Source organism: Ignisphaera sp., from assembly GCA_038831005.1.
Taxonomy (GTDB): domain Archaea; phylum Thermoproteota; class Thermoprotei_A; order Sulfolobales; family Ignisphaeraceae; genus Ignisphaera.
The window spans coordinates 64,139-79,368 of sequence record JAWBKZ010000002.1; the positions used below are offsets into that span (position 1 = coordinate 64,139).

Sequence of the window (15,230 nt, forward strand, 5' to 3'; positions counted from 1 at the left end):
TCTAAAGATCCCAGAAAGACTTACATTGCTCTAAAACCAGGAATGATGATACATCGATCCGTTGATGCACCTTCGTTTTGAGGAGGTGAGGTGGGGGTCTTAGCCTTCAAATTAGAATAGAGGGCTAAGGTAATCAAGATCTTAAACAGATCAAAATCAGCAATATATCTATCTAGATTATTTAGAATATCGAGATGTATACTAAATAAACGTAAATGATACAGGGTTGGGATTTATTATACTTAAACTATATTTGGAGGTCTAGCGCTAGAACATTAGCGATAGTATCAGCATATTAGATATAGATACAATACCAATCCTTAATGTTTATTTCTGTTCTTCTTTTTTGGTTTCTTGCTCAAGTTTCTTAAGTTCTTCCTCTATCTCTTTCTCTATTTCTTCAATTGGTTTAGGTGGTGGTGTTGTTGCTAATGTATATCCTATCCATCCAACAATACCAGCTAAAGCGACTACTGCAGCTATAACTATTATCTTCATAGTTATCATTGCGATCTCTTCTACTGAAAAGAACAGTAAGTATATTATAAGTAGCGATACAGCTATCGATGCTACTAAAAGTCCTAATCCAATTATCTGATCTCTTGACATAATTAACACCTAATCCACTTACTTAATGCATAAGATATAAAAATTTTGCTAGTGGTAATAGAGTTATCCGTATGTAGAGTCCAGGACTTAAGTATTGCTATCAATATTAGGCAGCAGCTATAGTGTCTCTAAAGGTTGTCTTGAACTTATCAATATCGTTAATAAAATCTGTGGCAAGTTCTTCCTCCAGTTCCTCTCTCCTTAACTCCTTAAGAAGAGGTCTAATTATTGTATATCTGATTAAGAAGTAGATGTAGTTCTGATCCCTGAACTGCATCATCAGTAGTTCTCTAAATTTGTCTGGTTCATCTAGGAACAGATCTAGACAACTTCTCCTATAGACTCTTAAACATAATGGCTCTATAGATTCATAGAGTCCAGGTGTCCTCAAAATCATCCACCTCTTTATAACTTCTTTAACTCTATATCTATTCAAAACAATAAGCACCAATCCAGCTCTCTACAGAACACTCTGAATTTGGTCTGATCATTATATAAATTTTTCGATTAAAAAGTACCGTAAGTTTATGATTTATCTAAATCTTTATACCATAAATACCTCGTTATGACAAAATATGGAGTTGATTACTTTAGTTATAATGTTACTTCAAATACACTATACATATAGCTACGACTATTACTGTAGATGACTTAAGCTGTTTCTGGTATCACTTATCTCAAGAGTTGATTATATCATTAACTTTAGATAGCTTCTCTTGATTAAGTTAAGCATTAGGTTGAAATGCTTGTATTTAACTATGACCTTTCACATCGGTTCTAGAATCATTATTTAAATTCAATATTATTCAGATACAAGGTCGTTGTATATTATCTTTTATTTCTTGATAAAATCAATACAATATGTGAACATATTCTCTAAAATGGTTAAGAGATCAGAATCAACTAATTTGAGTTCTTTTAGAAGAAATATAGATAGTAGTTTTACACACTTCACATTCTTGATAGTTTATTATCAATATGTAAAACTAGACTTATTGTTCACAAATCTAATAGGACTAGAGCATTTAGTCCTTGCATTTTGGATATAGCAGAAATTCGCGGAGTTAGAATAGAGAATGAATACAATATCGAGTATTGTTCAACAGAATAGGAGATGGTTGTTATACATTAATTTAGTTGTTCTGGATGTACTAGGAAGGCGCTATAGATGTTAAAGAGTTTTGATACTAGATAATAGAATTATTACAAGAACAAAATAGAGATATTTATCTCTAAATATAAACTAAAGATTTTCTGAAGTAATTAGCAGAACTATTAGTAGCTTAAAATAAATAGTTAAAATGGGGTCTCTATGAATAGGGTTTTTATTGCTGAAAAATTCATCTATAGAGTTAAACACGAGAAATACGAGCCTTCGGAAGACGAGATTAAATTCATTGGATGGATCTTAGGTCAACCAACTAAGAAGCTTGATGTTGTGATCAGTAGGTATGAACAGTTATTCAATAGATATGTAGAGAAGAGATGTACCAAGGTTGATGGTAACTCTATATGCATATATTCATGGAATCAGAAGACACCGTTTAAGGTATTTCCACTCACTCTGCATCTCTATGGTACTGTGATACTCTTTAGCGATAATGAACCTAAAGAGGTGCTTGCTTATCCAATTCCTAAAGCCTTAAGTTACGCTAAATCACCTGGGGTACCTCAAGATGAGTATTGCGATAGACTACCTGTAGAAGTAACTAGGAGAGTTGATGGATGGCAAGTTACAGCTTATTTCAATCCGGTAATGAATAGATGGATCTTTGCTACACGGTATGTTCTTCATAACATGTATTTTGAGAGAGGCAGACTTGTTATAGAGTCTATAGACTCTATAGCTAATCCCTATGTATATGTAGCTGATAGAATAGCTCAGGAAGAGAATGTCTATAAATCTCTAGACAGATTCAGGGGATGGACCTTTACATTTGTGTTGGAAGGTCCAGAGCCAGCAATAACAAAACCTCCCTATCCGTTGGGAGAAGACTACAGAAGATACAAGCTCTATATACTGATGGCTAGAGATCCAAACGGCAGGCTCTATACATGGAGTGAAACATCTAGACTTATACCATATAGATCTCCAGAATATATAGAGCCTAAACCTCTAAACACGCTCTATGAAGAGGTTTTAAAAAGAGTTGAAACAAGATCATATTTTGCCTACATAGCTACAGAAGATCCAGAAAACCCCATGGTGATTGAGCTAGAATCAGAGGTTTATCCAGAAGCTATGTATGTAAAGTACCTATATGATGCGAAATCAGCAGCATTACTTATAACAGAAAACATTACAGATAAACTTATAGAAATAATTGACGATAATGCAGCTAAGGCTGTGATTAAGATGAAGAATTACATAGATGAATTTTCATCAATACTTAGCAGCATTGATATACATGATGCACATAGTTTTGCTTGGAAAATAGTTAAAGTACTTAGCGAACACAAAGAACATGTAGATATCTCGGTAGAAGAGCTTACAAAGATATTGAAGGAGAGAAATATGAAGAGAGCATTAAGAAAAGTTCTCTCAATACTTCTTGAAAACAGCTCACTAATCTCAAAAGAAACATTTGAGAATCTAGGTAACTTCATTAATAATCTGAAGAAACAAACACTATATAGACACAATATCCATGGTTAAACCATAAAGATTCTATCTACTTAATGTATCTTAATGATAATCTAAATTATAGAGTTGAAAATTTGAAGCTGTCAGAGATTTGGCGATAGTCATAGAGCTCTGTTTATTGAATATGTTAGTTAATTTGCTAATCAACGACATAGCCTTTAGAAATCTTTCTAACTTTATACGATGGTACTACGTAGAAAACTAAGCACTCTCCAATACAGCTGCCTTAACTATTTTATCTTCTGAAACTTCTTTGCGTTCGAATTGAGCTACAATAGTACCTCTCTTCATTACAAGAACTCTATCACACATATTTGTTATCTCTGGAAGTTCTGATGATATTAACACTATTCCTTTTCCCTCTTTAGCCAATTCCACAATGAGTTTTCTAATCTCTACTTTAGTTCCTACATCTATACCATGTGTTGGCTCATCAAGTATCAATACTTTTGCATTTGATGCCAATAGTTTAGCTAATGCAACCTTTTGTCTATTACCACCGCTCAAGAACATTGCTCTTCTGAAGGGATCTCGCGGAGTTATCTTCAGTTTCTCGATATAGTTATGTGCTATCTCTAGTTCTTCAGATAACTTTATTGGCGATATTAACCCAATCTCTACACGTTTCATTTTATTTATTATTGGAAGAGTTATGTTATCTTTTGCCGACATTAGGTACACTAGAGAAAGCCTCCAGTCTTCGGGGAGATATGCTAAACCATACCTAAATGCATCAGAAGGCTTATTTATTTCTACTCTTCTACCATCTATATAAATCTCTCCTTCACTTCTGGGCCTATAGCCCAGTAACGTCAATATCATTTCACTTCTACCAGAACCAACAATTCCATAAATTCCTAAAATTTCTCCTTTTCGAACAGTAAAAGACACATTCTTTATGAAGCCATAGCTATCTGACAAGTTTTTAACCTCTAGAATTGAAGGACCTATACTTATCTCTTCTTTTGGGAAGAATTCCTTTATTTCTCTAGCTATCATAGCTCTTATAATCTCATTCAAATTGAATGAATCTCTAGTGAATTCTGCAACTATATGGCCATCTCTCATAACATATATTCGATCTGCTACTTTCATGACCTCCTCTATTTTATGACTAACGAATATCATAGATATGCCTACGTTCTTCAGTTTAACCATGATGTTCAGAAGTTTTTCAACTTCAACAGGTCCTAGAGCTGATGTAGGTTCATCAAAAGCTATGAGTTTTGCATTAAAGTGAAGAGCTCTAGCTATTAGAACCATTTGAGCTATAGCGGCACCTATATCTTTTCCCTTGATCTTAGGATCTATATCGATACCAAGTTCGTTAAGCAATCTTTTTGCGACATCAACTTCTGTAGAGCTTCTCTTTAATGAAAACATTCTTTTTTTCTCCATACCCAAGAATATGTTATCGTATATAGATAGATTTCGAGCCAAAACTATATCTTGTGGTACATACATAATTCCATGTTCCAAGGCTTCATGAGGCGAACGAAATTCAACTTCTCGACCAAGCCAAAAAATTGTGCCATCGTCTTTTCTGAGAACTCCGCTAATACATTTGAGTAATGTAGATTTTCCTGCACCATTTTCACCAACAAGACCAACTATTTCGCCTCTAAAAACCTCTATCGAGACACCCTTTACTGCTACAACACCTGGAAATCGCTTGTAGATGTTCTTGGCTACAAGTATTGGTGAAGAATATTTCGCATTCTCTAGCTGTTTTTCCATATCTTTACCCAGTTTCAACTCATTTCGATAAATATATAAAAACTTATATATAAATCCTATGTATAATGATGGTAGGGATTTTCATGAGCATAAAGTTTGATGAATTGATCAAAGGCCGCGTACCTATATTCAATATCGTTATAGCGATAGCCGTAATATCCATAATCACTGGTATAGTTAATCCCAGGTTTTGGAGTATAGAGAATTGGCAAGTTCTTCTAACATGGTTTCTAGGATTAAGTGTTTTAGCCATGGGAGAATCTATGGTACTTATTTCTGGCAGTATAGATCTTTCAGTAGGCTCTATTGCATCAGCAGCATCAATGATACTAGCACTATTTATAACAAGAGTCCCAGGAAGCACATTAACGGTAATAATTTTAGGTATAATAGTCACGATACTTATTTGTGCTCTTATAGGACTTTTTCATGGAGCTGTAGTAAGCTTCTTTTCACCACCATTGCCTCAAATAATGCCTGCATTCATTATAACCCTAGCTAGCTTAATATTCTGGGGAGGATTTGCTAGTGCAATTACTCTGGGATGGCCAATAGTTCTTCACGAATATAGAGAACTATCACTTATTGCACAACCGTTGATGTTAGCCCTTATTCTCATTATTGTTGGAAGCATAACTATATTCATTCAGAGATATACAATAGTTGGTAGATATCTTTATGCTATTGGTGGCAATATAGATGTTGCTAGATTGAGTGGTGTTCCAATCAACAAGGCACGTCTATTTGCGTATTCTTATAGCAGTATATGTGCTGCTATAGCTGGAGTAATATTTACAGCATTAATGATGACTGGTTACCCAGGTGTTGGAAAAGGTCAAGAATTGTATGCTATAGCTTCTAATGCCATTGGTGGTGTAAGTCTAGCAGGAGGTGAAGGAATAGCTCTAGGTTCTGTTATAGGTGCTTTCTTGGTAACACTAATAAGGAATGCCTTAGTTCTTACAGGAGTATCTCCATACTGGTATGACTCCATAACGGGCGTGATTCTAGCTATTGCTGTGGCAATAGACCTTTACAGAAGAAAAGGTAGATAAACCTAGGTTTACCGTTTGTAGATTATTTAAATATTCATGAAAATTTTTATCTACGAGAACAATATATATACTTGAGGTAGGGTGTGGATATGAAAGCTATGTCTAAAACTCTTGCTTACGTAATTATAACCGTCGTCATTATAGCTATAGTTGGTGGAATTATTGCTTGGATGTACATAAGACCTCAAGTTGCTAAGAAACCTGTATTCGTTGTTATAGGCAAATCAGTACATCCTTACTGGAGCGTTGTTGAGGCTGGTGTTAAGAAGGCTGGTGAAGAACTAGGGGTAGAGGCTATATTTTGGGTTCCTTCAAAAGAAGATGTACCAGCCCAATTAAGTACAATGGATTCTTACGTAGCTCAGAAAGTTGCCGGAATAGCTATAGCTCCTTCTGATCCTGGTGCAGCCACTCCCTACATAAATAAAGCTCTACAGCAAGGTATACCTGTTATTACCATAGATACTGATGCTCCTCAAAGTAATAGGCTTGTGTATCTAGGTACTGGTAACTGGAGAGCAGGATATCTTGCTGGTCTAGTTGCTTGGCAATTTGCTAAAGAAAAAGGATACATAAGACCTGGCGCAACTCTAAAAATAGCTATGCTTACGGGCTCTCTTACAGCTATGAACTCACTAGAACGAATGGATGGCTTTAAGAAAGCCATAGAGGAATGTTCACAAAAAGATCCCGATATAAGAGGCAACATAAACTTGATATGGCTAGGTCCATACAATGATCAAGAAGATCCCGTCCAAGCACTAAGTCTAGCGTTATCGGTTCTTCAAAGTCACCCCGATCTCCATATAGCTTTCGGTGTCTATGCATACGATGGTCCAGCATGGGCTAAAGCACTAAATCAGGCAGGTATATCCCCAGGAAAGGTTGTATTGATAGAGTTTGATGTTACATCAGATAATGTACCACCACTCATAGAAGGTTATGCTCTAGCTACAGTGGGTCAGAGACAATACTTCATGGGATATTATGGAGTTAAACTACTATACAATATGACTAAAATGGGTATAGATAATGCAATAAAGCAATTGATACCTAATTACCCATCAAACAGAATATACGATACAGGGGTCGATATAGTTTCAACAAGAAGTATAAAGTTTGTAGCACCCACAGGAGATGAAGTAGTAGTCATGTCTCTTGATGAGTACAAAACACTTGCCCAAAGCTTAGGCATAGATCCAGCACTACTTGGATTAAGTTAGCCGAGAAGTATAGCCAGGGAATTGAACATAAATTATCATTTTTTACCTGCATCAATATTCTGTACAATTTGCTTAACATTGATAATCTTTGATCAAATTCTTAATTTTGTTTAGCTTTTTATAAGGTATAGGCTAAAATACATGACATAGGGTTGTAACAATGAGTGTTACCGATATAATGAGATTTATAGGGAATACACCCATACTTGAGCTCACTAGAATTAGACCCTTTAACAACTGTAGGCTATTGGTTAAACTTGAATACTTTAACCCTACCGGTAGTCATAAAGATAGAATTGCTCTATATATGGTTAAGAGTGCTATAGAAAAGTACGGTCTCAAAGAAGGAGATATTGTGGTTGAAGCTTCTAGCGGTAATACAGCTATATCTGTAACCTTTATAGCTAAAAGATTTGGTCTAATCCCTATTATCGTAGTTCCTAAAGCTACAAGTGTAAATAAGGTACGTTTATTGAAGCTCATGGGTGCTGAAGTAGTTTTTGGTAATGAAGATCCATCATCTCCAAACTATTATCTTAAGCTTGCTGAAGATATAGCTAAAGAAAGAGGTGGTGTATTCCTAAATCAGTATGCAAATCCCGCGAACGTTAGGGCACACTATGAAACTACAGCTGTTGAGATATGGAATCAGTTGAACGGATCTATAGATTGTTTCGTTATGGGTGTTGGTACAGGAGGAACGATTACAGGTGTCGGTAGGTATCTTAAAGAGAGAAAGAGGGATGTAGTAATTGTTGCAGTTACTCCAAAAGGATCAAAACTTGCTGGAGGACCTGGTATAGATAGAATAGAGGGACTTCTACACAAAGATATAGCACCACTACTAGATAGAAGCATCATAGACAAGGTTATAGAAGTTCCTTATTCCGAAGCACTAGATATGTCATTGAGGTTAGTTAGAGATGAAGGAGTCTTAGGTGGAATATCCTCGGGAGCAAATATTGTTGGTGCATTAAAGATATCGAAAGAGCTAGAACCTAGATCAACTATAGTTACGCTTATTGTTGATTCAATCTTTAGATACATAGACTTATTGGAACAGAATATCATGATGTAAAGTACATCAATCATTTATTTGGCTGGAGAGAACGATCTGTGGATTGAAAAACAATCTATATATGTATTGTCTGATTCATTCGCTTTAGATATCTATAGGAGGTATATATAGTGTAGACTGATGGAAAGATATCGATAGCTGCCTCGATAGGTCCATAGAGCAAGAAGTCTGCTCCTACAACAATTGTTGCAAGATTAGATGCAAGCTCACATACCTTAACTCCTTCACTACCAAATCTCTCTTTAAATGATTTTCTCTGCGCCGATATAGCATTATGCGCACCACATCCAAAAGGTAGTCCATATCTTTTCTTAACCTCTATGCCTGTTTTCATAGCTATTGATAGAGTAGGTATATCTATGACAAAAGTGTCTACAAGAAGTTTGCTAATACCATAGATCTTGGTTTTCTCAAGCATTATTTCAAGGCTCTTCAGCCTTGCTTCAACATCTAGGACTTTATCTGTATAGAGCAGTAGCACAGCTTTATCAATACCATTTTCTTGAATAATTTTGTATTCTTCATCTTTTGATTTAGCCGTTAAAGAGTTATATATAGCTCTATCAGTTAGACCAACTTCTTTAACATGTTTTAGCGCAGCTGTAGCTACAGCTATATCGCTTAAAGCATCAACTAGTATTGGGGCTTGTGTTACAGTTGCAACAAAATCTATATACTTAACTATAGCTTCAGCAGTACTTCCAACTACATCGAACATATAAGGTATCTTGGTTTTATCTGATAACTCCTCTACCTTCTTTATAAGAGCTTCAGCTTCTGATTTATTGAATATCCCCTTTTTCTCGTCTTCAACAATTTTATGTCTATGGTAGAATATAGATCCTATTAGTATAGGTGGATTCTCTCCCGGCTGTCCTCCTATCTTTAAACCCTTTATTTCAAATATCTTTTGCTCAAATGAGTATCTAAACATTTCAACACCCCAATAAACTTCATGTCATGTGAACTAATATTAAAGCTTATTACAATATATCTATGTATTTATTTGTAGAGTGGTAAAGGTTGGACATAGGTATTATTGAGGGTTTCTTCTTTAAGCTCAGAGAAGGAGACATATTCTATGCAAAAGGAGTTACACATCCATTAGGTAGTGTTGTTTCTTTCCCTAAGTATGTTGTTGATGTTAATGGTGATAGAGTTGACAGAAATGGTATGAGATACAAAAAGATATCGAGTATAAATGAAGAATACAACTATGCTACATCTATATACACCAAATATATTAAGCATGATGAATTTTTCTGTAGAAGTATTGTCTTGGTACCTACTACAGATATAGCCAAGATATATAATCCTGTGAAGAAAGCTGAAGAACTCATAGAGTTATCTACATCAGATGCAACATTAACTGATGTAAAGGATATGGTGGTAGACATAATTGATTCTACAGGAGTTAAAGCCATTGGCGTTTCTGGCTCTGTTCTTGTAGAGCTACATAGAGCTGATTCTGATATAGACATTGTTATCTATGGTAGGAATAACGGATTTAGAGTCTATAGCTATCTTAAAGAAGTTGTAGATAGAGACCATAGATACCGTAGATACACTAAAGAAACTCTCAAACAACTTTACTTAAGAAGAGCTATAGAGACTCCTATAACTTTCGATCAGATGCTTTATCAAGAATCTAGGAGGCTACTTGAAGGGTTTTTCAAGAATAGAGAGTATTTCATAAGGTTAGTTAAATATCCGTGGGAAGAACCTCAATACGGCACCTATAGATGCAAAAAGTTAGGTAAAGCTCTCCTTAAACTCAGAATTGTAGACTCTAAGGACTCCATATATACACCATGTAGATATAGAGTAGAGATTGTTGAACATGATTATGGTGTGAAAGTAGATAATGTTACTGAGGTGTACAGCTTAAGAGGACGATTCAACGAGATTGCTACTGAAGATGATATTGTTGAGGCATATGGAACAATAGAACTTGTAGAGACTATCAATGGAAGAACCCATCATAGGCTTTATCTAGGTGATGAAAATGATTATATGGTGGTTATACAGAGATGATGTTGTTTTTAATGACATTTTCAAGTGATTCATTACTATCTTCATCTAGATTATCTAGGTGAAGCTTTAGACATGAAGCACAACTATTGCCATAGTGGCCCTTCATACTGAATAATGTTAGCACTTTACCGTCATGACTAAAACGATACCCATTAACAGGTTCATGTCCTCTCACGATGAGCTTTATGTTGAGTTTCCTTAATGTTTGTTTTGTTATCGGTATACCCCATAACTTACCCGCTCCTCTATAACTATCCACATACTCTATATCGTTTTCAATAGGGTCGCTCCACAGCATATCTTCTATAGCTTCAATATCGTTTTCAATAGAAAGTATCTCATGAGGATCCTCAAATTTCTGTACACGTTTAATTGGAGGACCACCATGAACAGCGAACAGTTTTCCATATATGTATAGAGCTAACGGCATATAGTTGAACAATTCTCTACTAAGTTCATAGAGCTCTAGCCCATCAGCTTTCCCAAACCTATGTACAAGATAATGTATGTAGTCATGGGGATATGGAACAAGATGAGGTACGGGTTCATGGTTTCCTCGTAAAGTTATGACTCTACTGGGGTACTCGTTCTTAAGTAGAGATATGAGTGCGAGCACCTCTAATTGGTTTTCACCTCTATCTATATAATCTCCAAGGAATACAGCATACCATCCATTCCTTAAGAGCTCTAGTAACCTTGTTTCTTTAATCAATAAATAGAGTGTGTGTAGATCTCCATGTATATCTCCAAAGAATACGGCTTTATCGATATTGTTCGAGACAATAACCATCTTCTTGTCCATCATATTATATTCAAACTCTAGTTGATCCTTAAACTTCTTCAATATATCTCTATACTCATTGTAGTTACTGCATGACTCGATAGCTTTATTAGCCAAGTCATCTAGATCCATGAGCCTTACCTCTTTGTACCATCTACGTGTTTAGGTATATAACCATTAACGATTTCCCTCTATCTTCAGGCCATACTATAAATCCTTCAGTCTTAATGAATATACCTTTACTATGTTACTCTATTGCACATCTGGTGAATATCCAGATAATTAGCTTATGTGTAGCGAAATCTCCGCCAAATGGCATTCATTCTCATATCTACTTACTAATAAATGAAATATCTATATTGGGATACATTGTTGGTAATCCTTGTAGCAGCCAATGACTAGATAACTATATAGTTTATATGTATAAACATGTATCAGCTAGTTATACTGATATAAACTTATTATATCTACCCTTAGCTAGAGTTACTAGTATAGCCAAATCAAAGAGGCTTGAATTCATGTCTAAGGAAAGTGGTATACCTATTAAATGGCCTCCTTATGTATGGTTCAACGGATCTATAGTTAAATGGGATGAAGCTAAAGTTCACGTGTTTTCACATGCTCTCCACTATGGTACTGGCGTTTTCGAGGGTATAAGGGGTTATTACGATAATGGGTTTATCAAGATATTCAGATTAGAGGATCATATAGTGAGATTGTATAGATCAGCAAAAATCATCTATATGGATATTCCGTATCCTATGAGGAGGCTTATAGATGCAACTATAGAGCTTGTGAAAGCAAATAAGTTTAGAAACGATATATACATAAGACCTATAGCCTTTAGAGGATTAGGGAGTTTTGGTTTAAGAGCTCAGAATCCCGTGGATGTAGCTATAATATCTGTAGAATTTGGTAAATATCTTAAACCTAATGGAATAAGGTGTATGGTATCGTCATGGAGAAAACCAGCGCCAGATTCAATACCTGTTGAAGCTAAAGCAACAGGTATTTATCTGCTTTACCATTTAACGGCTTTAGAAGCCCATATAAATGGTTATGATGAAGCTGTACTGCTTGATAGCGAAGGCTATGTAGCTGAAGGTTCTGGCGAAAACATATTTATAGTCAAGAACGGTGAATTAATAACACCTCCTGTTTATAACAGTATTCTAGAGGGAATAACCAGGGATACCGTTATTACTCTAGCAAAAGAAGTATTAGGTATAAAGGTTAAAGAGAGAAGAATTAGGCGTGCAGAGCTATACACTAGTGATGAAGTTTTCTTCACAGGTACAGCTGCAGAAATAACACCCATTATAGAGATAGATGGTAGAACTGTAGGGAATGGTAATGTGGGTGAAGTTACTAAAAAGTTGATGGACCTCTATAGAGAAGTGGCGTTAGGTAAGATCGAGAGATATATACATTGGGTCACATCAGTAGCCATAGACTAGGTAGCCAATCCTAGATTTAAATAAACGTGTATATATCGCTCTATTACTATCTTTATTTAATACATATAGTGTTTTCAAAAGCCTTATATATTGAGACTAGCTATGATTAATCCGGTTGAGATATTTGGATAAGAAGTTTAATCCCAAGGAACTGTTGGAGAGTTATAGCCTAGATATGGACCACCTAAGCATATCGACAATAGCAAGTCATTCAGCTCTTGACCTATTTGATGGCGCTAAAGATGAGGGATTCAGAACTGTAGCTATTTGTCAGAAAGGTAGAGAGACACCTTATCTTAGATTCAGAAGAATTGTGGATCACCCTATAATTCTCGATAGGTTCGCAGATATAGTTAATGAAAATGTTGTATCCACTCTCAGACTCTACAACTCTATATTCGTACCCAACAGAAGTTTCTCAGTGTATGTAGGTTATGAAAACATTGAAAAGCGGTTCAATATCCCTATATTTGGGAATAGGTACCTCCTTAGATATGAGGAAAGAGTAGGTGAAAAAACATACTACAGACTACTAGATGTAGCTGGTATAAGGAGACCCAAAACCTTTAACGAACCAAATGAGATAGATAGACCAGTCATGGTTAAGATGCCTCACGCCAAAAAGAGGGTTGAGAGAGGCTTTTTTGTAGCTGTTGATAAAGATGATTTTTGGAAGAAGTTCCAAAAACTCGTTGCTGATGGTATCATCAGCGAAAAAGATCTCGATAAAGCCTCTATAGAGGAACTTGTTATAGGAGCACACTTCAATGTTAACTACTTTAGAAGTATTGCTAGAAGAGATACAGAGTTGATAAGTATTGATAGAAGGCTTCAAACCAATGTTGATGGATTCCTCAAGTTACCGGCAGAAATTCAGCTTGAGCTGAAGGAGTACATAGATATAGAGATGATAGAGATAGGTCACGAGATGGCGACAATTAGAGAGAGTATGCTTGAGAAGCTCTTCATGATAGGCGATAGATTTGTTGAAGCTGTAGAAAGAGTAGAGCCTCCCGGAGTAATAGGGCCATTCACATTACAACTCTTTGTTACACCTGATATGGATGTAGTTGTTTTCGATGTAGCTCTAAGGATAGGTGGTGGTACGAATGTGCACATGGGTATAGGTAGTCAGTATAGTAAGCTCTATTTCGGTAAGCCGATAAGTATGGGTAGACGTATAGCTATGGAGATAAAGGACTGTATATATATGAACTGTATTGAAGAAATAATTACATGATAGAGGTGATTCTATGTCTCTAGACTTTATGTGTACCTTAGAGTGGAGATATGGATCAGAAGAGATGAGGGAATTATTTAGAGCAGAATCGATAGTAAAACACTATATACTTGTTGAAAAAGCTCTTATAGTTGGTCTATCTAAGGCTGGTTTAGTACCTAGAGAATGTGTAGAGGTTGTCGAAAAATGTTCTGAAAACATGAAAGCTTCTGAAATGTATTCACGGGAAAAAGATCTAGGCCATGATGTCGCATCTCTTGCGTATATATTGGGTGAAAGATGTGGTGAATGTGGTAGATATATACATCTTGGAGCTACATCATACGATATTGTGGATACTTCTTGGGCCTTGATATTAAGGGAGGCTCTAAACATTATTATGAATAGATTGAGGAAAACCATATACATGATTATAGATCTAGTTGAAAAACATAGGGATACACTCATGGTTGGACGAACACATGGACAGCATGCGATACCAATGACATTTGGATTCAAGATGGCGAACTATGTATATGAATTCACTAGAAGCTACGAGAGGTTGTGTGAATCTAGCAAAAGGGTTGTTAAGGGCAAGATTAGTGGAGCTGTTGGAACGATGGCTGCATGGAGTGGAAAGGGACTTGAGGTCGAGAAGTATACCCTAGAGTATCTACGTCTCGAGCCCCATATAATTTCTACACAGGTAGCTCCTAGAGATGGTTTTGCTGAAATTATATCGAATCTGGCTATACTAGCTAGTCAATTGGATAGATTTGCTCTTGAGGTAAGAGAACTTTCGAGACCAGAGATAGGTGAGGTATATGAAGCGGTCACGAGGGTGGGAAGTAGTACGATGCCACATAAAAGAAATCCTATTACGGCTGAAAGAATATCAGGATTAGCTAAGATAGCTAGAGCTCTTGTCTTAACTGCTCTAGAGAATATACCTCTTATGCATGAAAGAGATCTCACAAACAGTAGTAGTGAGAGAATACTAATACCACATATGTTTCTAGTTATAGACCAGATACTTCTCGATATGGAGAAGTTGCTCAACACTATATATGTTGATGAAAACGCTATGAGAAGAAACCTAGAGTTAAGTAGAGGAGCTATAATGGCTGAAGCCGTTATGATCAAACTTGTAGAAAAAGGTATGCCTAGACATATAGCACACAAAAAACTTCAGGAGATTACAAGAAGTATTTCTTCTAATGGATCTCTTCTAGATCAGCTGATCAACGATACAGAAATAGCTAAATACTTCTCACAAGAAGAGCTTAGAGAGATTCTTGATTATAGAAACTATCTGGGTAACTATAGAGAGCTTATTGAACGAACAATAAATTACGCTAAGTCCATTATAGAATCTGTATGTACATTGTGAAAA

13 protein-coding genes are annotated in these 15,230 nt (G+C 35.9%); 8 read left to right on the top strand and 5 right to left on the bottom strand.

The window, feature by feature from the left end:
• Positions 1-327: 327 nt before the first annotated feature.
• Positions 328-609: a transcriptional regulator gene (locus QXK50_02015; protein MEM2007938.1), complete on the bottom strand. Its 282-nt coding sequence runs from the start codon at positions 607-609 to the stop codon at positions 328-330.
• 106 nt (positions 610-715) lie between these two features.
• On the bottom strand, positions 716-1,045 hold the full coding sequence (locus QXK50_02020; GenBank protein MEM2007939.1) for a hypothetical protein: 330 nt from the start codon (positions 1,043-1,045) through the stop codon (positions 716-718).
• Between the two features lie 876 nt (positions 1,046-1,921).
• Here QXK50_02020 and QXK50_02025 point away from each other — a divergent pair.
• Positions 1,922-3,265 carry a hypothetical protein gene (locus QXK50_02025; GenBank protein MEM2007940.1) on the top strand — a complete coding sequence of 448 codons (1,344 nt, stop codon included), beginning with the start codon at positions 1,922-1,924 and terminating at the stop codon, positions 3,263-3,265.
• Between the two features lie 189 nt (positions 3,266-3,454).
• On the opposite strand, the gene QXK50_02030 is transcribed toward QXK50_02025, so the two are convergent.
• On the bottom strand, positions 3,455-4,990 hold the full coding sequence (locus QXK50_02030; protein ID MEM2007941.1) for a sugar ABC transporter ATP-binding protein: 1,536 nt from the start codon (positions 4,988-4,990) through the stop codon (positions 3,455-3,457).
• An 83-nt stretch (positions 4,991-5,073) separates the two neighbouring features.
• Between QXK50_02030 and QXK50_02035 the strand changes: the two genes are divergently transcribed.
• The 3 genes from QXK50_02035 (at position 5,074) to QXK50_02045 (ending at position 8,346) form a co-directional block, all read left to right on the top strand.
• Positions 5,074-6,045 (top strand): ABC transporter permease, encoded by a 972-nt coding sequence (locus tag QXK50_02035; GenBank protein ID MEM2007942.1) that lies wholly within the window; start codon positions 5,074-5,076, stop codon positions 6,043-6,045.
• 89 nt (positions 6,046-6,134) lie between these two features.
• Positions 6,135-7,268, top strand: a complete 1,134-nt coding sequence (locus QXK50_02040; protein ID MEM2007943.1) for a sugar-binding protein — start codon at positions 6,135-6,137, stop codon at positions 7,266-7,268.
• Between the two features lie 160 nt (positions 7,269-7,428).
• A complete protein-coding gene (locus QXK50_02045) occupies positions 7,429-8,346 on the top strand; it encodes a cysteine synthase family protein (GenBank protein MEM2007944.1) in 918 nt (305 codons plus the stop codon).
• A 55-nt stretch (positions 8,347-8,401) separates the two neighbouring features.
• Here the strand turns inward: QXK50_02045 and QXK50_02050 are convergent, their stop codons facing one another.
• Positions 8,402-9,280, bottom strand: a complete 879-nt coding sequence (locus QXK50_02050) for a tetrahydromethanopterin S-methyltransferase subunit H (protein ID MEM2007945.1) — start codon at positions 9,278-9,280, stop codon at positions 8,402-8,404.
• 89 nt (positions 9,281-9,369) lie between these two features.
• Between QXK50_02050 and QXK50_02055 the strand changes: the two genes are divergently transcribed.
• Positions 9,370-10,380 (top strand): nucleotidyltransferase domain-containing protein, encoded by a 1,011-nt coding sequence (locus QXK50_02055; protein MEM2007946.1) that lies wholly within the window; start codon positions 9,370-9,372, stop codon positions 10,378-10,380.
• Here QXK50_02055 and QXK50_02060 read toward each other — a convergent pair.
• Positions 10,367-11,293 (bottom strand): metallophosphoesterase family protein, encoded by a 927-nt coding sequence (locus QXK50_02060; protein ID MEM2007947.1) that lies wholly within the window; start codon positions 11,291-11,293, stop codon positions 10,367-10,369. The genes QXK50_02055 and QXK50_02060 overlap by 14 nt on opposite strands.
• Before the next feature lie 386 nt (positions 11,294-11,679).
• Between QXK50_02060 and QXK50_02065 the strand changes: the two genes are divergently transcribed.
• The 3 genes from QXK50_02065 (at position 11,680) to purB (ending at position 15,227) form a co-directional block, all read left to right on the top strand.
• Positions 11,680-12,618 carry a branched-chain amino acid transaminase gene (locus QXK50_02065; GenBank protein ID MEM2007948.1) on the top strand — a complete coding sequence of 313 codons (939 nt, stop codon included), beginning with the start codon at positions 11,680-11,682 and terminating at the stop codon, positions 12,616-12,618.
• 124 nt (positions 12,619-12,742) lie between these two features.
• On the top strand, positions 12,743-13,858 hold the full coding sequence (locus tag QXK50_02070; GenBank protein ID MEM2007949.1) for a formate--phosphoribosylaminoimidazolecarboxamide ligase family protein: 1,116 nt from the start codon (positions 12,743-12,745) through the stop codon (positions 13,856-13,858).
• 13 nt (positions 13,859-13,871) lie between these two features.
• A complete protein-coding gene (gene purB / locus QXK50_02075) occupies positions 13,872-15,227 on the top strand; it encodes an adenylosuccinate lyase (GenBank protein ID MEM2007950.1) in 1,356 nt (451 codons plus the stop codon).
• The last annotated feature ends 3 nt before the right edge of the window (positions 15,228-15,230 follow it).